General features: G+C 69.0%; 18 protein-coding genes. 3 read left to right on the top strand and 15 right to left on the bottom strand.

Annotation, left to right across the window (positions count from 1 at the left end; translation table 11 throughout):
- Positions 1-42: 42 nt before the first annotated feature.
- The 9 genes from J2W21_RS08480 to J2W21_RS08440 all read right to left on the bottom strand — a co-directional run bounded on the left by J2W21_RS08480 (position 43) and on the right by J2W21_RS08440 (position 8,762).
- The gene (locus tag J2W21_RS08480) at positions 43-1,437 is read right to left on the bottom strand and encodes an MFS transporter (RefSeq protein WP_307114066.1); all 1,395 of its coding nucleotides are present in this window, start codon (positions 1,435-1,437) and stop codon (positions 43-45) included.
- 958 nt (positions 1,438-2,395) lie between these two features.
- A complete protein-coding gene (locus J2W21_RS08475) occupies positions 2,396-3,337 on the bottom strand; it encodes a 2-hydroxyacid dehydrogenase (RefSeq protein ID WP_307114065.1) in 942 nt (313 codons plus the stop codon).
- 70 nt (positions 3,338-3,407) lie between these two features.
- Positions 3,408-4,181: an SDR family oxidoreductase gene (locus J2W21_RS08470; protein ID WP_307114064.1), complete on the bottom strand. Its 774-nt coding sequence runs from the start codon at positions 4,179-4,181 to the stop codon at positions 3,408-3,410.
- The gene (locus J2W21_RS08465) at positions 4,181-4,738 is read right to left on the bottom strand and encodes a gluconokinase (RefSeq protein ID WP_307114063.1); all 558 of its coding nucleotides are present in this window, start codon (positions 4,736-4,738) and stop codon (positions 4,181-4,183) included. The genes J2W21_RS08470 and J2W21_RS08465 overlap by 1 nt, the downstream gene beginning before the upstream one ends.
- A gap of 55 nt (positions 4,739-4,793) precedes the next feature.
- Positions 4,794-5,132 (bottom strand): hypothetical protein, encoded by a 339-nt coding sequence (locus tag J2W21_RS08460; protein ID WP_307114062.1) that lies wholly within the window; start codon positions 5,130-5,132, stop codon positions 4,794-4,796.
- A 263-nt stretch (positions 5,133-5,395) separates the two neighbouring features.
- On the bottom strand, positions 5,396-6,145 hold the full coding sequence (locus tag J2W21_RS08455) for an SDR family oxidoreductase (protein WP_307114061.1): 750 nt from the start codon (positions 6,143-6,145) through the stop codon (positions 5,396-5,398).
- A gap of 97 nt (positions 6,146-6,242) precedes the next feature.
- A complete protein-coding gene (locus J2W21_RS08450; RefSeq protein WP_307114060.1) occupies positions 6,243-7,256 on the bottom strand; it encodes a 5-oxoprolinase subunit C family protein in 1,014 nt (337 codons plus the stop codon).
- A complete protein-coding gene (locus tag J2W21_RS08445) occupies positions 7,253-7,972 on the bottom strand; it encodes a 5-oxoprolinase subunit B family protein (RefSeq protein ID WP_307114059.1) in 720 nt (239 codons plus the stop codon). Before J2W21_RS08445 ends, J2W21_RS08450 begins: the two co-directional genes overlap by 4 nt.
- 1 nt (position 7,973) lies before the next feature.
- Complete coding sequence (locus tag J2W21_RS08440) at positions 7,974-8,762, bottom strand: LamB/YcsF family protein (protein WP_373423090.1); 789 nt, start codon at positions 8,760-8,762, stop codon at positions 7,974-7,976.
- A gap of 263 nt (positions 8,763-9,025) precedes the next feature.
- Here J2W21_RS08440 and J2W21_RS08435 point away from each other — a divergent pair, with 263 nt between their 5' ends.
- On the top strand, positions 9,026-9,976 hold the full coding sequence (locus J2W21_RS08435; RefSeq protein WP_307114058.1) for a LysR substrate-binding domain-containing protein: 951 nt from the start codon (positions 9,026-9,028) through the stop codon (positions 9,974-9,976).
- A 122-nt stretch (positions 9,977-10,098) separates the two neighbouring features.
- The gene (locus J2W21_RS08430; RefSeq protein WP_307114057.1) at positions 10,099-10,323 is read left to right on the top strand and encodes a hypothetical protein; all 225 of its coding nucleotides are present in this window, start codon (positions 10,099-10,101) and stop codon (positions 10,321-10,323) included.
- An 89-nt stretch (positions 10,324-10,412) separates the two neighbouring features.
- Here J2W21_RS08430 and J2W21_RS08425 read toward each other — a convergent pair whose 3' ends face one another.
- Entirely contained in the window at positions 10,413-11,096 is a 684-nt protein-coding gene (locus J2W21_RS08425) for a 4-carboxy-4-hydroxy-2-oxoadipate aldolase/oxaloacetate decarboxylase (RefSeq protein ID WP_307114056.1), read from the bottom strand.
- A 28-nt stretch (positions 11,097-11,124) separates the two neighbouring features.
- Complete coding sequence (locus J2W21_RS08420) at positions 11,125-12,333, bottom strand: aspartate transaminase (protein WP_307114055.1); 1,209 nt, start codon at positions 12,331-12,333, stop codon at positions 11,125-11,127.
- Between the two features lie 216 nt (positions 12,334-12,549).
- On the opposite strand from J2W21_RS08420, the gene J2W21_RS08415 reads away from it, so the two are divergent.
- Entirely contained in the window at positions 12,550-13,686 is a 1,137-nt protein-coding gene (locus tag J2W21_RS08415; protein ID WP_307114054.1) for an L-idonate 5-dehydrogenase, read from the top strand.
- A gap of 88 nt (positions 13,687-13,774) precedes the next feature.
- Here the strand turns inward: J2W21_RS08415 and J2W21_RS08410 are convergent, their stop codons facing one another.
- The 4 genes from J2W21_RS08410 to J2W21_RS08395 all read right to left on the bottom strand — a co-directional run bounded on the left by J2W21_RS08410 (position 13,775) and on the right by J2W21_RS08395 (position 18,431).
- Complete coding sequence (locus J2W21_RS08410) at positions 13,775-15,625, bottom strand: cytochrome c biogenesis protein CcdA (RefSeq protein ID WP_307114053.1); 1,851 nt, start codon at positions 15,623-15,625, stop codon at positions 13,775-13,777.
- Positions 15,626-15,989: 364 nt separating this feature from the next.
- Positions 15,990-16,463, bottom strand: coding sequence for an MSMEG_6728 family protein (locus J2W21_RS08405; RefSeq protein WP_307114052.1), 474 nt, complete (start codon positions 16,461-16,463; stop codon positions 15,990-15,992).
- 38 nt (positions 16,464-16,501) lie between these two features.
- Positions 16,502-17,035, bottom strand: a complete 534-nt coding sequence (locus tag J2W21_RS08400; protein WP_307114051.1) for a gluconokinase — start codon at positions 17,033-17,035, stop codon at positions 16,502-16,504.
- A gap of 1 nt (position 17,036) precedes the next feature.
- Positions 17,037-18,431, bottom strand: coding sequence for an MFS transporter (locus J2W21_RS08395; RefSeq protein ID WP_307114050.1), 1,395 nt, complete (start codon positions 18,429-18,431; stop codon positions 17,037-17,039).

Raw genomic sequence — 18,431 nt, 5'->3', positions numbered from 1 at the left:
CTGCACTGGTGGGGTGCCGAGGTGTGGGCCGATGGCCGGCTGTCACTCGAGGCCGGGCCTGGCGGCGAGGCGGGGTGTGGTGGTGTTCGGGAGGTGGATGGCGGCGGTGATGACGTCCTTTTCCCGTTCGCTCTGCTGCACCTCGTCGAGCTCCTTCAGTGTGTACTTGCCGGTCTCCTTGGCGGTGAGAGCCGAGACCCCGGCGAAGACCATGAACCCGATTGCGACCATGGAGGGGCCGACCCAATCCTTGAGGTTGGCGCCCGCGAGTGCTGTCGCGAGAACTGGGCCGATCACGCCGGAGATGGCGAAGCCGATCTGGGTGCCGAGGGCGAGCCCGGAGACGCGCAGCCGGCCGGGGAACATCTCTGCGAAGAACGCCGGCCAGGACGCGTTCACCATCGAGTAGAAGAAGGAGTAGTTGATGATGCCGAACAGGAAGATCAGGGCCCAGTTGCCGGTCGTGATCGACCAGAGGTAGGGCGCCATCGTGATGCCGACGCCGATCGTTCCGATGAGGAACATCGTCTTGCGGCCGATCTTGTCCACCAGGAACCCTGCCAGGGGTGTGATGGCCAGGGCGATGACGGCCGAGACAGTCGTCGTCAGGAGCATGGTCGGCTTGTCCAGCTTGTACCCGGACGTTCCGAACGCCACGGAGAAGGTCTGCATCATGTAGCTCGTACCGGCGATGAGCGCGCAGAAGACGATCCGGAGCACGGCTCGCCAGTGGAAGCGCAGGACGTGCCTGAGCGGGGCGACATTCACCTTCGTGGCGCGGGTCTCGATGAACTCCGGCGGCTCTTGGACGTGCCGGCGGATCAGGTAGGCGACGACCACCACGACGGCGGAGAACCAGAAGGGAACCCGCCAGCCCCAGGACAGCAGCTGCGCCGAGGGCATCGAGGTGATCGGGATGAAGAACAGCAGCGTGAGCAGCGTGCCGCTGGCGGAGCCCAGCGTGGTGAAGCTTGTGATGAACCCGCGCCGGCGCTCGGAAGAGTGCTCCAGGCTCATCGTGATCGCGCTCGGCTGTTCGCCGGAGAGGCACAGTCCCTGGATGACGCGGATCGTCACGAGCAGGATCGGAGCAAGCGAACCGATCTGTGCGAACGTCGGCAGGCAGCCGACCAGGAAGGTGCAGCCGCCGATGCCGAACAGAGTGAGCATCATGACGAATTTGCGGCCGAAGCGGTCGCCCATCGGGCCCAGGATGAGGGAGCCGATAGGGCGCACCGCGTAGCCGACTGCGAAGGTGATGAGGGACAGCAGCACGCTGATGCCCGTGGGGAGCTGGGGCGAGAAGAAGAGGACGTTCAGGACCAACGCCGACGAGGTGCCGTACACCGCGAAGTCGTAGTACTCGAGCGTCGTGCCGATCCAGGCCGCGACCGCCGCTCTGACCGGGGTCTTCCTGGGAAGTATGGTTTCAGTCATTTCGTCTCCATTGGCGATGGGTGAACCGCGGCCTGCCGGCACACGTGAGCAGCGGAAAGAGAACTCGAGTGGAACAACCAGTTGATTGGTCCTGATGTGGGCGGCGCCGCTCCATATCCACAGAGGAGGAGTGCCGGGTCAGTGACCATGGCAAACTATGCGATGCCATTTTTCGGAAAACCCCTCATGTGTGAGCTGCGCTTTCTTGGAGCTCGAACGGATTCAGGCTGAAGTGCACTCGAATTGTCGCCCTAAAGCGACTGACACCAGATTAGGCGATGAGACCCCCATCACTCCAAGACCTAATCCCTATCCCTGCATACGATACGGTTATGGTCTCCTGGGCGGGATATTGCTGGACGCCGGGTTCACCGACACCGTATGGAAGGCCGCCTGCCGCCCAGCCTTGTGGCTCGCCTCCCGTGGCCGTGACAGGCGCTTCGTCGTCGATGCCACCGACCAGGGCCTTCGAGGTTTGGCCAGGACACGTGATCGCGCCACCGCTCCCGCCTCCGCTGACGACGTCACCATCGCCGGCCGCCGGACGGCTGGGTATCGTGCCCACTCTCGGTCGCCGCTGGCTGACCGCGGAAGCAGGCATGATTCCATGAACCTCGCGCCCCATGCTTCGGTTTCCCGCTGGGCACGTGTAATCCGCCGACTCACCGCATGAGCGAATAGAACATGACGTGCGCTCCCGCGGAAATGAGGTGCATATGTTCTTCTTTGGGCTGCACCCCAAAGGAAGGCTTCTTCTCTGGAACTAACAATTCCAACTGCTTATTGGAATTCTCGCGTCTTCGAGGCGGCAGATATGCAATCCCCGCCGGTCAGGTCTGGGATGGCGCATCTGCGGAGGCCGTCAGTAGGGCCTATTGGCAGAGGCTGCGAGCGAATGCCGTGGCGGGAGCGCCGGCAGCGGTGTTCTCGGTGAATCGGGCTTGAATGGGTCCTTTGGTCAGAAGGGGCCCTGCTGGACGAGGTTGGCGGGGGTTCTCCCCTCGGCCAGAGCTGCGAGCTGGCTCGAGAGGAGCCGGCGGATGCGCGGTTCGAAGGCGGAGGCGTTCCCGCCCACGTGCGGTGTGATGAGGGCGTTCGGTGCGCCCCAGAGCGGGTGGTCACGGGGCAGTGGTTCGGGGTCGACCACATCGAGGGCGCAGTGCAGCCGGCCCGAGAGGACCTCGGCGGTGAGCGCGTCGGTGTCCACGACCGGTCCGCGGCCGACGTTCACCACGAGGGCTCCGTCCGGCAGGGCTGCGAGGACTGCGGCGTCGATGAGGTGCCGGGTGGCCTCGCTCAGCGGGGTGACCGCGATGACGACGTCGTGGTGCGGCGCCAGCGAAGGCAGTTCCGCGATGCCGTGCACATTCCCCAGGGCGTCCTTCCGGGGCGCGCTGCCGATCCGGGTGAGTTCTACCTCGAAGGGCTTGAGCCTCCGGGCGATCTCGGTCCCGATGCCCCCCACCCCGATGAGGAGGACGCGCCGGTCTGCGAGGGACGAACGGCGGCTGGGCCGCCAGATCCGCTCCTGCTGGGCGCGGACGGCGTCGTCGATGCCGCGGAGCTTAGCGAGGATGAGCCCGAGTGCGATCTCCGCGGTCGCTGCGGCGTGGACGCCGGAGGCGTTCGCGACCCCTGCGGCGGGTCCGGCGGCCTCGCGGATTCCGTCGAATCCTGTGGACTGGGACTGGACGAATTTCAGCCGTGGGACCTTGGAGAGCTCGGGGAGCACCTCGCCCGCGTTGAGGTAGGGGAGGATGACGGCGTCGACGTCGTCGAGGCTGCCGGAGGCCGGTGCGGAGCGCATGTCCCAGACGACCCCTTCGAGCTGGGGCGGGAGGGGCGAGAGGTCGGACAGGAGCTCCTGGTCGGGGAAGGAGACGGTGCGGACGATCTGCATGGATGGCCTCGTTCTTCGGTGGTGGGGTCAGCGTTGTACTTCTTCTGCTGCGGGTTGTCCCGCTGTGTCCTCAGACCACGGCCGTCATGCCGCCGTCGACGAAGATGGTCTGGCCGTTGACGAAGGCGGAGGCGCTGGAGGCGAGCCAGGTGACGGGCCCGGTGAGGTCCTCGACGGTCCCCCATCGGGCGGCGGGGGTCCTGCCGCAGATCCAGGCGTTGAACGTCTCATCGTCGACGAGCGGCTGGGTCATCTCGGTGTGGATGTAGCCCGGGGCAACGGCGTTGACCTGCAGCCCGTGCCGGGCCCATTCGGCGGCCATCGCCCGGGTCAGGTTCCGCAGGCCTCCCTTGGCAGCTGTGTACGCGCCGATGGTCGGCCTGGCGAGATCGCACTGGACGGAGCCGATGTTGACGATCTTGCCGCGTCCGCGCTGCACCATGTGCCTGGCGGCCTCGCGGCCCACGAGGAACGCCGCGGTCAGATTGGTTGCCAGCACGCGGTTCCAGTCCTCGAGGGCGAGGTCCACGAGCGGGACGCGGTGCTGGACACCGGCGTTGTTCACCAGGATGTCCAGCGGCCCGATTCCGGATTCGATGGAGTCCATGGCGTCCACGACGGCGGACTCGTCGGTGATTTCGAAGGCGACGGCCTGAACCTTGTCCTGGCCGAAGCGGGCCGCGAAGTCCTCCCTCTGGGCCTCCAACGCGTCCGGGTCCCGGCCGTGCAGGACCACTCTGGCTCCGGCCTGGGCCAGGCCCGCGGCGAGGGCATTGCCGATGCCGCGGCTCGAGCCGGTGACCAGCGCGAGGGCGCCGGTCAGGTCGAAGGGGGAGGTGCTCATCAAGATCTCACTTTCTGCTGGACGTCGGCAGGGTATGCGGAGCCCGGTGCGGTGGAGTCCGCCGACACCCACCTTGAGGCTTCTGCTGCCAGGACCGTGGGCGGCTCGGCGATGTCGAGCACGATGCCGAGTTCGTCGGGCTCCAAGGGCTCAAGGGTCTCAATCTGGGACTCGAGGAGGGATCGCGGCATGAAGTGCCCGGGGCGTGCCGACATGCGCTCTGCCAGCAGATCGCGTGTGCCTTCGAGGTGCACGAAGCGCGTGCGCGGGACAGCAGCCCTGATGATGTCGCGGTAGGTCCGCCTGAGCGCACTGCACGCGATCACCAGCGGCCCGTCCGAGGAACGGAGGCGCTGGCCGACCTCGTGCAGCCACGGTTCCCGATCGCGGTCGGTCAACGCGGTCCCGGCTGCCATCTTGGCCACGTTGGATTCGGGATGGAGTTCATCGCCGTCGATGAACCGGCCGCCGACGGTGTGGGCGAGGAGCCTGCCGACGGTACTCTTCCCGCTGCCGGAGACGCCCATCACGACGATGGGCAGCGAGGAGTGGATCATGATTCTTCCTGTCCTAAGTCTGAGGGCACCTTGTGGACCGTCCGAGGCCATGTCATCACCCTGCGCGGCGCCGGCACGGCAGGCTGCGGCGGACACTCTCGGCGGGAAGGCCGGCCAGGGCAGCGAGCTGAGCCTCGTCGGTGAACCCGAGGGCATACGCCTGGGCGACGAGGAGGCGGAGTTCGCGTTCGAGGGTCTCCTTCGCAGTGGCCGCTGCTTCGAGCTCGGTACGCACGGTTTGGAGCGCGTGGACGTGCTCGTCGCGCGACAGCGCGGCCGGGGGCGGATCGTCAACGGCGAGGGCTATCCGGCGGGTGCCCGGAACGGTCTCGCCGAGGATGCCTGCTGCGGCGGAGATCCGTAGGCCGCTCCCGACGGCCTGGGCGAGTGACACGTTCCTCTGGGCCGTCAGTGCACGGACCTGTGCGCGGACGTGCCCGAGGCGCTGCTTGTGGGCAGCGAGAGACTGGAGGACCTGCTCAGTCGGCGCGCTGCTCCGGCCCTGACCCGGTTGGGCGGGCCGGTTCCGGTAGCGGTACCTGGCGGCATTCTCGAGAGTGTTGCGGAGGCGGGGCGCCTCAGTCCTCTCGTGCATGGTGCCGCACCTTCCGTCCTCGGTTGGTCGTGTGTGTGGGGGTGGCGCCTGGTTGGGTGCGGTCAGCGGCGGTCGAAGGTGAGGCCGCCGGGGACCTGGAAGGTCGGCGTGATCTCGAGCATGCCGATGTTGACGTGGCGCGGGGTGTCGAGGGCGTAGTCGATGGCGTTGACGATGTCGTCGGTCGTGAGGGATTCGTAGCCCTCGTAGTAGGTCTTCCATGCTTCTTCCATGGCTTCGGGGGATCCGCCCATGTTCCGGCCGAAGATCTCGGTTTCCACGCGTCCGGGGCAGATTTCGGTGACGCGGATCCGCTTGCCGACGGTGTCGTTGCGCAGCTGCCGGGAGATCTGGTGCACGGCGGCCTTGGTCGCGTGGTAGGCGGTGTGCCCGTAGAAGTTGTAGACGCCGGCGATCGAGCTGATGTTGACGATGTGGCCCCGGTCGCGCTCGACCATGCCGGGGAGGATCAGGCGGGTGAGCTGGAGCAGGCCGCGGAGGTTGACGTCGATGATCTCGTCGAGGTCCTCCTGGGAGGAGTCGAGGATGTTGCCCGGCCGTGAGACGCCGGCGCAGTTGATGAGGACGTCGATCTCGAGGCCGCCGAGTTCGTGGGCCATGGCTGCGGTGTCGGTGAGGTCGAGGACGTGGGGGACGGCGCGGGTGCGGTCTGCGAGTTCTTTGAGGCGCTCTTCGTTGCGGGCGGTCGCGTGGACCTCGAGGCCGCGCTTGGTGAGGAGTTCGGTGATGGCTGCCCCCATGCCGGTGGAGGCTCCCGTGACGAGGGCTGTTTTGTAGTCGGCGAAGGTCATGGAATCTCCTGGGAAGGATGAGGCAGCGTCCCGGGTGGGGCACTTCGGGCGGCGGAGCTGGTCGGGCGTTGCGATTTTCGGGGTGGATGGCACTGGTTCAGCCGCAGGCGGCTGCCGGCAGATCGTGCCAGCCGGCCGGGCCGTGGAGGCCCAGGAGGCCGAAGACGGTGTTGACGGAGTGCCGAAGGGTTTCTAGTTGGAGCATCGAGCGCCGGTAGGCCGCCGTTGCGTCGGCCACCGTCGTCGGTCTGAAGCGGACCCTGTCGCCGGGCCGGGCTTGGGCCAGGACGTCGAGCCCGAGGCTCGTGGCGACGGCGAGCACTGGGTAGCCTGCTGTCACTCCGCGGCCTCGGTGGAGCACGAGGAGTTCCTCGCGCGAGGGCACCTCGATCGCGCCGACGGGGACCCCGCGCGAGAGCACCTCGCCCGAGGAGATCCTCTCCGGCAGCCTTCCGCCCAATCGCAGGCCGATGTGGTTGCTTCTCGGGCTCACGGTGTACTCGGAGTTGAACAGCAGGTCCGCCGAGGCGCCGAATTCGGCGATGTCGGGCCCGTCGGTGACGTCGACGAGCACCTCCCGTCCCGCGCGGGGGCGCTCCACGCCGAGGCGGAAGAGCGGTAGGTCGAAGTATGGCTGCCGGATCGGGGCCACGGGGCGCTGCACCTTCAGGGCCGTCCCCTTCGCGAGCCGCACGCCGAAGCCGACGACGCTGTCCGGGGCGCAGCTTCCGAGGAGGCGTGGCACATCCACGGAACCGTGGACTGCAAGGTAGGCGCGCAGGCCGTCGTGGATGCCCCGCACCGCGACGGTTTCGCCAGCCGCGACGGAGACGGGTTCCCACTGCGGGTACGTGCGCCCGCCCACGGTCAGGTCCGCCGGTGCGCCCGTGACCGAGATGAGGAGGTCTGCCGTGGTCGTCATCCTGAAGTCCAGCGCAGTGAGCTCGATGAGCGGTGCGTCGTCCTCGTTGCCCGCGAGGATGTTCGCTGCCCGAGCCGAGTACTGGTCGAGGGCGCCGTTCACGGGGAGCCCGAAGCGCGGGCCGCGGAACCTTCCGAGGTCGGTGACCACCGAGTTCCCCGGCTGCTGGACGACGAGCTCGTTGCTCATGGCTGGGCTTCCATGAGCGTGCCGGCCAGCGCTTCGAAGTCGCGTTCGGCGACGGGCCGGAAGCGGATCGTGTCACCCGGACGGTAGGGGACGAGGGGGTCCCGCCCGACGTCGAGCAGCGTGAGGGGGGTCTGTCCGATGACGCGCCATCCTCCCGGAGCCACGGCTGGCGCGATGACCGCCTGGCGGCCGGCGACCGAGACGGCGCCAGCGGGCACGCTCAGGCGGGGGTCCTTGAGGCGGGGCACGGGGTGGGGGAAGTCTGGACCGTCCATCATGGGGGACCCTGCCGGTGCGCCGAGGCAGCGGACGGTGTAGGTCTTCGAGGAGTGGAGGCGCACCACTTCTTCGGCCGTGATCCCCTGCTGCTCGGCGACGTCGTCCAGGTCCGGCCCGTAGTCGCCCCCGTACACGACGGGGACGTCGAAGGTGCGGGGGCCCTCGCCGTCGGGAGAGAGCGCGAGCTGCCGCATCCCCAGCCCGACGAAGGCCCGCATCTGGGCGGCAGAGACGACGAGCACATCGAATTCCACCAGGACGGAGTCGTAGGTGGGGACTGCCCCGTGGAGGCCTTCGGCGCCGCACGCCTCGAGCCATCCGGCGAGCCTGTGCACCGTGGTCCAGTCGCGCTCCGCGTCGCCGGAGGTGGCCACGACACGCAGCGCCGCATCGCCTGATTCGAGGACTTCCACGGGGGAAGGGACGAGCACGCCCATGTCAGGCCACCGGGTGCTTCGCGGCGAGCACATCGCCGAGCGGGGCGATGCGGACGCCGGCGGAGGTCAGTTCAGAGCGGATGAGCCGCGCGAGTTCGACGGCGCCCTCGTTGTCGCCGTGCAGCAGGACCGTATCGGCCTCGACGTCGATGTCGACGCCGGTGACGGTGCGGACCTTCCCCTCGCAGACCATGCGCACGGTGCGGTCCACGATGGCGCGGGCATCGTGCAGCACGGCCCCCTCGGTGCCGCGCGGCACGAGCGTGCCGTCCTCCTGATAGGCGCGGTCGACGATGCCGACGACGGCGACGCGCAGCCCCCGGGCGCGCGCTGCGGTGGCCAGTTCGCCCTCCTGGGCGACGACGATGAGGTCCTCGTCGAAGCGGGAGGCCGCGTCGGCGACGGCCGAGGCGTAGTCCGGGCGCACGGCCACGAGGTTCCCCAGACGGCCGTGGGGGGCGAGGTGCGCCACGCGGCGGCCGTGCGCCGCCGCGAAGGCCGAGAGTGCGCCGAGCTGGTAGAGGACATCGTTGCGGACTTCGTCCTCGCTGAGGTCCATGGCGCGACGACCGAAGCCGCGCAGGTCCGGGAAGCTCGGATGGGCGCCGATGCCCACGCCTCGGCTCACGCATTCCGCGACCGTCGAATTCATGATGTCCGGGTCTCCGGCATGGAATCCGCAGGCGATATTCGCGCTCGAGACAATGTCCAGCAGCTCCGCATCGTTTCCGAGCCGGTACGCGCCGAATCCTTCGCCGAGGTCGGCCACGAGATCGATCATGGGATTCACGTGCTGCTCTTTTCGCGGTTCTGGACTGCTCTTTCGGGAGGGGAAGGGATTTCAGATTCGGGATCCCCGTGCTTCTCCTATGGGATCGTCTCACTGTGCGAACCGGCGGGACAAAGACCTATCGGCTATCACGGGATAGGTCTGCGTTATGACCTAGGACCGCACTCGCACGACGACAGGCCTCCGGCGCCGACATAGCCTTCTGTCATGGGCCGAGCGCCGGAGGCACGCTCGGACAGGGAACTGCTAGGGAGGCAGGACACGTGGACACACGGAAGCTCGAGTACTTCGTGAGGATCGTGGATGCGGGCAGCATCACGAGGGCCGCCTCGGCACTGCACGTCGCCCAGCCCGCGCTCAGCCAGCAGGTCTCCGCGCTCGAGAAGGACCTCAAGCAGCGGCTCCTGGTCCGGAGCAAGCAGGGCGTCGAGCCGACCGCGGCCGGCACGGCGCTGTACCGGCACGCCCAGACCATCCTCCGGCTGGTCGACGAGGCGAGGCAGGACGTGGCGACCTCGGGCGACGCCCCGGCCGGCCGGGTATCCATCGCCATGGCGCCCTACTGCATGGCGTCGAGCCTCGCGCCGACCATTGTGCGGGAGGTAGGGCAGCGGTACCCCGACATCACGCTGCATCTGACCGAGATCTTCGGTGGCGTGCTGAGCGAGGCCATCAAGAACGGCAGGCTCGACATGGCGCTGATCTACGAGCCCCGGGAGAACCGCGGCATCAGGTTCACTCCCATGATCGTCGAGGACCTGTACCTCGTGGCGAACGCCGAGGCCGGCGCGGATCCGGAGGGGAAGGGGAGCGTGACCCTGCGGGAGGCTTTGCAGCTGCCGCTGTTCCTTCCGGAGGACAACCACACCATTCGGAGGCTCGTCGACAAGGCCTGTGCGGACCAGGGCCTCGCCCTGCGCCTTGCGGGCGAGGTCGAGTCGGTCCCCTCGCTGTACCGGCTGCTCCAGGCCAACCTCGGTGCGACGGTCCTTCCGAGGTCCGCCGCCGATGCCCTCTTCCCGGACCAGGGCTTCACGGTGCTGCGGATTCTCGACCCCGTCCTCCAGGTGAAGCTCGGCCTGTGCACGGCGGACCACGAGCCGATGTCCGAGGCCGCTGCGGCCGTGCTCATTCTCCTGCGTGAAATTATCAAGGCCCAGATGCTCACCCGGTACGGTATGAATGGGGACCAGACTTTGGTTCCCCATCCATAGCCCCGCCTTATCGCGGCACCCGACTTAGGTCTTATTCAGGCTCCCCGGAAGTTCCTACGATGGTTTCAGCAGCTGAATCCGCAACCCTGCGGCCCAGTCTCCGAAGCGCAAGGAAGCCTGAAATGAAGAAGATCAGCAACGTCCGCTGGAATTCGAAGAACCCGGCGATTCCGACGATCGCTCCCACCGGGGTGCATTGCCCGGTGAACGGCCTCTGGGAACCCCTCGGGTCCCCGGCCGATCCGGTGTTCGTCTTCGAGGGAAGCGTCATGCCGACCCTCGCGGGAGCAAGCGTGGAGTGGCAGCTCGTCCAGGTCCACCGCAGGAGGGCCGATCTGGTGCTGTAGCAGCACCGCCGCAGGCATTGCGGGCCCGGAGGACAGCCAAAGAGGGAAGGCGCCCCGTGAAGACGGGGCGCCTCCCTCTTTGCACTGGCTCAGTCCTCGACGAGGAGCCCCTTGGCCTTGAGCACGTCCGTGAGCTTGCACAGTTCGATCGTGGTGCCGCCCGCGTGGTACGCCTTGATCAGTTCGTTCTCCGCGTCCACGCGCGCCTGGGACAGCGCGATGACCTCTTCGGCCTCATCGCGCCGCACGACGACGACGCCGTCGGCGTCTCCACGGAGGATGTCGCCGGGGTAGACGACCTCGTCGCCGAAGACGAGGGGATGGTTGATCGGGCCGAGCGTCTCCTTCACTGTCCCCTTGATGGAGATGCTGCCGGAGAAGACGGGCAGCCCGAGTTCGATCAGGTCCGCGGTGTCGCGGACACCTGAGTCCGTGACCATGGCCGCGATGCCCTTGGCCTTCATGGCGTTGCCGAGGACGTCCCCGAACGTGCCTGCCTCGCTGAATTCGCCCGCGCCCACGAGCACCACATCGCCCTTGCGGGCGTAGTGGATTGCGACCTGGAGCATGAGGTTGTCCCGGGGCGCGCAGCGCACCGTGACGGCCGGCCCGCAGAAGGACATGGACCGGTCGATCGGCTTGATGCGCGAGCTGAGTGCGCCCCTGCGGCCCTGGGCTTCGTGGATCGTCGCGGAGGAGAAGGCTGCGAGGCGTTCGACGACGTCCGCGTCCGGGCGATCGAATCGTGTCTTGACGTGGATCATCTGTTCCATGGCTCTCTCTTGAATGGATTGGCTGAAATTAGCTGAGCGCGCGCATCGCCTTGTCGATGGCTTCAACGCCTGCGTTGATCGTTTCCAGGGACGTCGCGAAAGAAATGCGGAAATACGGTCCGAGACCATAGGCGGAACCCGGAATGACGGCCACCGACGCCGCATCGAGAAGGTACAGGACAAAGTCCTGGTCGTTGTTGATCGTGGCGCCGTCCGGCGTAGTCTTTCCGATGGCGCCCCGACAGTTCACGTAGGCGTAGAAGGCGCCCTGGGGAGTCTCACATGAGAGGCCGTCGACGGCGTTCAGCCCGGCGACGGCTGCGTCGCGCCGTTCTCGGTAGGCCTCGACGCATTCGGCCACGAAGGACTGGTCGCCGTCGAGCGCGGCTGCGGCCGCTGCCTGGCTGATCGAGGAGGGGCAGGAGGAGATCTGGGACTGGAGCTTGTTGATCGAGGCAACGAGCGCGGCGGGGCCCACGGCGTAGCCGAGCCGCCAGCCCGTCATCGCGTACGCCTTCGAGACACCGTTCACCACGAGCACGCGGTCGCGCAGTTCGGGGGCGGCCGCCACGAAGCTGCTGATTCGGCCGTTGCCGTAAAAGATCTCGTCGTAGATCTCGTCGGTCAAGACGTACACGCCGGGGTGCTCGGCCAGGACCGCCGCGAGCGCCTCAAGCTCATCGCGGGAGTAGACGACACCGGTCGGGTTCGAGGGCGTGTTGAGGATGAGCCACGTGGTCGCGGGGGTGATGGCGGCGGCCAGAGCCCCGGGAGTCAGCTTGAACCCGACCTCGTCGCCGCACGGCACGATCACCGGGGTGCCCCCGTTGGCCAGCACCATGTCCGGGTAGGAGACCCAGTAGGGCGCCGGGACGATGACCTCGTCGCCCTCGTCGAGAGAGGCCATGAAGGCAGTGAAGATGACCTGCTTTGCCCCGCCCGCGATCGTGAGTTCCGAGGGGCTGTAGCGGAGGCCGGTGCGCCGCTCGACGTGGTCGAGGATGGCCGAGCGCAGCTGGGGTGTCCCGGTGACCGAGGTGTACTTCGTCTCGCCCGCGGCGATCGCTGCCACTGCGGCCTGCTTCACATGCTCGGGGGTGTCGAAGTCGGGCTCGCCTACCGTGAGGTCGATGATCGAGCGCCCCTCCGCCTTGAGCTCACGGACGCGGGCGGCGGCCTGCACACTCGCTGATTCCTTGATGCGGGTCACCCGCGAAGCCGGCTGATAGTCGGGCATGTCTCCTCCAAGTGAGTGTGCGGGAATCCGAGGTCTTCTTTCGACCTTATAGAGCGGGCCGCGGCGTGGATAAGACCTATATTCGATGGGCGGATAAGCACCTCTTATGACCGGAATTCGGGTGGATGCGCTTATCCTGTTTCCCATCGTCTCCACATTTCCCGGGCATTTCCACGAGCCAGCCCGGGCCACTATGCCAACCAAGGGAAACAGAGAATGCAGACAGCAGCAGGCGTCCGCGCCGTCGTCGCCCATGGAAGCGGCGATCTCCGAGTGGACCTCCTCGCGGAACCGGCGCTGGGGCCGGACGAGGCCCTCGTGGCGATAGAGCTCGGAGGCATCTGCGGCTCCGACCTCCACTACTGGCTTCACGGAGCGGCGGGGGAATCGATCCTGCGGGATCCCCTCGTGCTGGGCCACGAGGTCATCGGCCGGGTGGTGCGTCCGGCCGGGGACGGCACAGGGCCGGGGGAAGGGACGCGCGTGGCCGTCCACCCTGCGACCGCCGGCCCGGCGGGCGGACCCAGGTTCCCGGCGGACCGTCCGAACCTCTCACCCGGCGGCACCTATCTCGGCAGCGCCGCCACGCACCCGCACCGCGATGGGGCGTTCGCCGACCTCGTTGCCCTCCCGGCGCGGATGCTGCGGCCGATACCGGACACGCTGGACCCTCGGGCCGCCGCGCTCATCGAGCCGCTGAGCGTCGCCTGGCATGCGGTCCGGCGGGCAGGCGACGTGGCCGGCAAGCGAGTCCTCGTCATCGGGGCCGGTCCGATCGGCGCCCTCGTTGTGGCGACCCTGAGGCACCACGGCGCAGGGGAGGTCATCGCCACGGACCTGTTCGAGGCGCCCCTCCAGCGCGCCGTCGGGCTCGGCGCGCACCGGACTGTGCCTGCCTCGGAGGGGGACCTGCTCGACAGCCTCGATGCCGACGTGGTCATCGAGTCCTCCGGGAGCGTGCCCGGCCTGCGCACCGCGATCCGGGCGGCCACCCGCGGCGGCCGCGTGGTCATGCTCGGCCTCCTCCCGCCGGGAGACCAGCCGGTCCTGATCTCGATGGCGATCGCTCGTGAGCTCGAACTCGTCGGATCGTTCCGGTTCAACGATGAGATCGACGAGGTGATCGCGGCCCTGAGCGCCGGCGAGATCGATCCCTCCGCTGTGGTCACCCATGTGTTCGACGTCGACAGGGCCCTCGAGGCGTTTCACGTAGCCAGCGATGCGTCCACATCGGGCAAAGTCCTGCTCAGCTTCAGCGGAACAGACGTAGAGGCATCCCAGCCCCGGGACGCTCCGACGCGGTCCGCCCAGCAGGCCGAATCGAGTGCTGCCTCCCGATTCGGTGGTCGGTGATGCACCACCGACCACGTGGCCACGTTCCGCCCTCGGGCACTGTCAATCTGGCACCGCCGTTCCGCCCGCGCCAAGTAAGCCGCCCCGCCTACCCGAACGTGAACGAGTAGAGCTCGACGCCGGCGCTCGCCTCGACCTCGAGGGTCCCGGAACGCTGCTGGTCCCCGTCGAGGAGGACGTACGAGCGCGGGGTCCCGCCCACCTCGACCGTGCGCTCGCCGTCCGGGCCCTTGACCGTGAGCTTCCCGGTCCCGCCCACCACGGCCTGGACCTGCTTCGCGGTGAAGTTCAGCCGCACCGAAGAGGGAGCAGACGGCGAGCCGGCAGCGGCGGGGGAGGAGCCGGCGTCGTGCGCGGGGCCCGCGGTGATCCGCTGCGAGTCCAGCGTCCACGCCCCGGAGAGCGCGAACGAGTTGGGGCGCTGCTGGGCGGGGAACGAGAACGTGCCGGGGCCCGCGCGGTAGGCGCCGGAGCCGGCGTAGGCGGTCTGCTTGGCGACGCCGAGGAAGGTCTCCGGGGTGGTGCCGGCGGCGACGGCGGTGGCCGCCGACTCGACGGGCTTCGGCAGCGCAACCCCGGGGTGGGCGTCGGAGAGCAGCTGCCGCACGAGGGCCTCCGTGGTCTGGTAGCCGCCCTCGCCCTGCTGAATGTGCCGGACGGTGCCGTTGGCGTCGATGAGGTACTGGGCCGGCCAGAAGCGGTTCCGGTACGCGGTCCAGGTCGCGTAGGAGTTGTCCATCGCCACGGGGTAGTCGATGCCGTGCTCCTTGACCCCGGCCTCGACGTTGCGCTGCTCGCGCTCGAAGGCGTACTCGGGGGTGTGGACGCCGATGACCTCGAGCCCGGAGGACTTGTAGGCGTCGTTGAGCTGGACGATGTGCGGCAGGGAGCGCTGGCAGTTGATGCACGAGTAGGCCCAGAAGTCGATGAGGACCACCTTGCCGTGCAGGCTCTTTAGGTCCAGCGGCTGCGAGCCGATCCACGCGGTCTCGCCGCGCAGGGCCGGCGCCGGGCCGCAGTCCTGGAGGGAGGTGGCGCCCTGGGTGCAGTTGGCCAGGGCGCGGTTCTCGTCGGTGACGAGGCCGCCGAGGTCCAGGGGCGTGCCGGCGGAGGGGCGCAGCTGGTCTTGGAGGGACGCCGTGTAGTCGGGGATGAGTCGCTGGAGGGTGGCCGGGAGGTCGAACGCGAGGCCCGCGGCGAGGGCGATCATGAGAGCCCCGGCCGTGAGGCGGATGCCGCGCTGGCGCCTGCGGAAGGCCTTGAGCCGCTCCGCGAGGCCGCGGCCGGCGAGGGCGAAGAACAGCAGCGGCACCGAGACCCCCACCGCGAACGCGAGGGTGAGGGCCACCGTCTCCGGGCCGATGTGGCCGGTGGCGCCCGAGACGGTGATGGCCGCGAGCACCGGCCCGGCGCACGGGACGAACACCGCCCCGAGCGCGAGCCCCAGCCCGAACCCGCCCCGGCGGGCGTCGACGCGCCGCTGCGGGATCCACGAGAACGGCTTCTCGAGCCACTCCTCGATCCGCGGGACCATGAGCCCGAGCCCCACCGCCGCGAGCACAGCGATGCCCGCCCAGCGCAGCACGTCCTGCGGCAGCCCGAGTGCCGAGAGCGCGAGCGAGCCGAGAAGCGTCACGAGGCTGAAGCTCAGGACCAGCCCGCCGATGACCTGGAACGGACGCCAGCGGGACGCCCGCCGCGCCCCTCCGCCGACGTCACCCCGTGCGCCCCCGAGGTCGCCCCGTGTGCCGCCGACGTCACCCCGTGGGCCGCCGAGGTCGCCCCGTGCGCCTGCCGCGGCGGAGACGGACGACGGCGCGTCCTTCCGCGCGCTGTCGAGGCCGCCGGAGAAGAAGATCACCGGCAGGACCGGGAGGATGCAGGGCGAGATGCCCGTGATGAGACCGCCGAGGAAGCCGATGAGTATGTTCTCGCCCATGCCCCCTGTTCGGGGCGGGGCCGGGGTGTGGATTGGGGGGCGAGCCGATCGGGGCCGGGCCGGCCTGCCGGGGCCCCTTCAGCCGCCGAGGTCACCCCGTGTACGCGCGAGGTCACCCCGCTGGCCGGCGAGGTAACCCGCATGCCGCGCGCACCGCCGTCGTGCTCAAGGCGGGACCGGCGCCGGGTGCCCTCCCCCAAGAAGGGGCGCCAGAATCGATCAACGGCTGTCTCACTCACCGATGGCTGGGAGCGCCGCTTCCGAGTACCGCCGGCGACTCCCACGGGGTGACCTCGCGCGCCCCGGGGGTGACGTCGCGCGTCCCGGGGGTGACCTCGCGCGTCCCGGGGGTGACGTCGCGCGGTCAGGGGCAGACCGAGCCCGGCCGCCCCGCCGGCCACACGTACGGCTGGCCCTCCTCCTCGCCGCCGAAGACCTCGCCGTAGAACAGCGGGTCCTTGGTCAGCAGGGCCGAGCGGTGGCTGCGGTGGAAGGCCTCCTCGCCGAGCCAGGTGGGCAGCTCGTCCGCGGCGGCGAGCTCTCGCTGCGTCCTGACCTCGCGCAGGCCGGTGGCGAGCAGGTCGGCGCGGATGGTCGCCGCGCAGGTGTCCGAGAAGCCCCGGCCCTGCCATTCCTCGCAGACGGCCAGGGAGTAGGAGCCGAGCGCCTCGAGCCAGCCGCACCACATCCGCGCCGCCGGGTGGCGCCCCCAGCCGTAGCCGGGGACGGTGAGCGCCCTGATGACCTGGATGCACTCCACCCGCTGCTTGCCGAGGCGCTTCTGGTCGAGCACCCCGGCGGTGCGGGCGAAATCCGGGTACGGCATGAACGTCTGCATCAGGCGGATCATAGTCCCCGGCCCCGGAGGACGGCAGGTCAGGCCACGTGCACTCGGCCCGCGGTGGCCGGCAGGGCCGCGGCCGCGGCGCGCGCCACGATCGCCCCGATCGGCTCGTCGAAGCCCACCGTGAGCCCCTCCTCCTCGTCCCCGAGGGGCTCGAGCGCGGCATATTGGCTCTCCACGAGCGAGGCCGGCATGTAGTGGCCCTCCCGGGCCTCGACCCGGGCGCGGACCACCTCGGCGGCCCCGGCCAGGTGCAGGAACCTGACCGGCCCCGCGTGCTCGCGGAGGGCGTCCCGGTAGGCCCGGCGCAGGGCGGAGCAGCTCATCACCGCTCCGTCCCTGCGCTCGGCCAGCCACGCCCCGACGGCGGCGAGCCAGGGTGCGCGGTCGGCGTCGTCCAGCGCCACCCCGGACTGCATCTTCGCCACGTTCGCGGCGGGGTGCAGATCGTCCGCATCGCCGAACGGGACGCCGAGGTGGGCCGCCAGGGCCTGGCCCGCCGTGGTCTTGCCGGCACCCGAGACGCCCATGACGACCCAGAGGCCGGGTCCGGGGGGAAGCTCCACGTCAGGCCTTGAGCTCGGAGGCCTCGAGCCCACCTTCGCGGTCCACGTAGCCGTAGAGCTCGGGAAGGATGAACTTCGCGGAGAGGAGGCCGATGAGCGAGAGCACGGACACCGCGACCGTGGCGCCGACCTTGCCCCAGGAGGCGGTCATGATCGGGAAGACGAACGCGCCGAAGAACGAGGCGGCCTTCACGAACACGTAGCCGAAGCCCGAGGCGGTGGCCCGGAACCGGGAGGGCGCGACCATGGAGACGATCGTCATGCCGTTCGAGGCGGCCCAGTAGTGGCCCCACATGAGCACGCACGCGCCCAGGACGATGAGCCACTGGATGTTCGCGCCCAGCGCGGCGGCACCGATCAGGAGGCCGACGAACGCGAGGCCGAAGCCCCACATGGACACGCCGCGGTGGCCGATCTTGGTGATCATGATCGGCGCCACGAGGCCCGAGATGGTCGCGAGCACGTAGATGCCGGCCGTGACGAAGTTCGTCCCCGTGATGTTCGCCGCGGCGCCCCCGCCCACCACGCCGACGCCGGCGCTGACGAGGATGACCGGCAGGTAGAAGCCGAAGGCCGTGAACTCCGCGCCCTGGCAGGCGTTGGAGATCCACCCGAAGACCGTGGCGCGGCGGCGCGTCCGGTCGGCCCACGTGACCCGGAGGAAGTCGCCGACCTTGGGCCGCTCGATCTCGACGTCGCGGTCGGGGAGCATGTCCAGCGGCTCGTCGAAGAGGCGCAGCGAGACTTCCTTGGCCTTGGCGAACTTGCCCCGCTGGATGAGCGAGAGTGGTGTCTCGGGCAGGTCGAGCCGGGCCAGCAGGAGGATGAACGCGGGGACCGCGCCGATCGCGAGGGCCACGCGCCACAGGACCGCGTGGTCCATGCCGGTCATGTACATGACCGTGATGACCACGATCGAGAAGACCTCGCCGAGGCCGAACATGAACTGCCAGCGGCTGCCCATGACCTCGCGGGAGCCCTTGGACATCGACTCCATGATGTACGCGTAGCCGTTGGAGATGTCCGAGCCGAGCGGGATCCCGATGAGGATCCGCAGGATGATCAGGTCCCACACGTTCTGCGAGAAGCCCTGGGCGATCGCGAGCACGATGAACAGCACCATCGTGATGATGAAGACCCGCTTGCGCCCGAGCCTGTCCGCGACGTACCCGCCGAGGAGGGCCCCGATCAGCGCGCCGCCCTGGACGCCGGCCGTGACGAGGCCGAGCTGGGCGGCCGTGGGGTGGTACTCGGCGGTGATGAAGACGAGGACGAAGGAGATCGCGTAGAGGTCCCACGCCTCGATGAGGATGGTCGCGATCATCATCCAGCCGCCGCGGCGGCTGGATGACGTGCCGTCCTTGTTGAGCAGGACGTCGGTTGCCTCGTCAGACAA

The sequence above is a fragment of the Sinomonas atrocyanea genome (assembly GCF_030811715.1).
In the GTDB taxonomy this organism is placed as follows: domain Bacteria; phylum Actinomycetota; class Actinomycetes; order Actinomycetales; family Micrococcaceae; genus Sinomonas; species Sinomonas atrocyanea_A.
The sequence above is the reverse complement of the archived record's forward strand: the minus strand, read 5'-3'. Positions and strand labels throughout refer to the sequence as shown.

Bases quoted from the DNA above. Each gene is read 5' to 3' on its own strand.
- J2W21_RS08475 (WP_307114065.1), bottom strand. From the start codon at position 3,337: ATGCAGATCGTCCGCACCGTCTCCTTCCCCGACCAGGAGCTCCTGTCC.
- J2W21_RS08470 (WP_307114064.1), bottom strand. From the start codon at position 4,181: ATGAGCACCTCCCCCTTCGACCTGACCGGCGCCCTCGCGCTGGTCACC.
- J2W21_RS08430 (WP_307114057.1), top strand. From the start codon at position 10,099: ATGAAGAAGATCAGCAACGTCCGCTGGAATTCGAAGAACCCGGCGATT.
- J2W21_RS08465 (WP_307114063.1), bottom strand. From the start codon at position 4,738: ATGATCCACTCCTCGCTGCCCATCGTCGTGATGGGCGTCTCCGGCAGC.
- J2W21_RS08425 (WP_307114056.1), bottom strand. From the start codon at position 11,096: ATGGAACAGATGATCCACGTCAAGACACGATTCGATCGCCCGGACGCG.
- J2W21_RS08450 (WP_307114060.1), bottom strand. From the start codon at position 7,256: ATGAGCAACGAGCTCGTCGTCCAGCAGCCGGGGAACTCGGTGGTCACC.
- J2W21_RS08405 (WP_307114052.1), bottom strand. From the start codon at position 16,463: ATGCAGACGTTCATGCCGTACCCGGATTTCGCCCGCACCGCCGGGGTG.
- J2W21_RS08445 (WP_307114059.1), bottom strand. From the start codon at position 7,972: ATGGGCGTGCTCGTCCCTTCCCCCGTGGAAGTCCTCGAATCAGGCGAT.
- J2W21_RS08415 (WP_307114054.1), top strand. From the start codon at position 12,550: ATGCAGACAGCAGCAGGCGTCCGCGCCGTCGTCGCCCATGGAAGCGGC.
- J2W21_RS08420 (WP_307114055.1), bottom strand. From the start codon at position 12,333: ATGCCCGACTATCAGCCGGCTTCGCGGGTGACCCGCATCAAGGAATCA.
- J2W21_RS08480 (WP_307114066.1), bottom strand. From the start codon at position 1,437: ATGACTGAAACCATACTTCCCAGGAAGACCCCGGTCAGAGCGGCGGTC.
- J2W21_RS08410 (WP_307114053.1), bottom strand. From the start codon at position 15,625: ATGGGCGAGAACATACTCATCGGCTTCCTCGGCGGTCTCATCACGGGC.
- J2W21_RS08455 (WP_307114061.1), bottom strand. From the start codon at position 6,145: ATGACCTTCGCCGACTACAAAACAGCCCTCGTCACGGGAGCCTCCACC.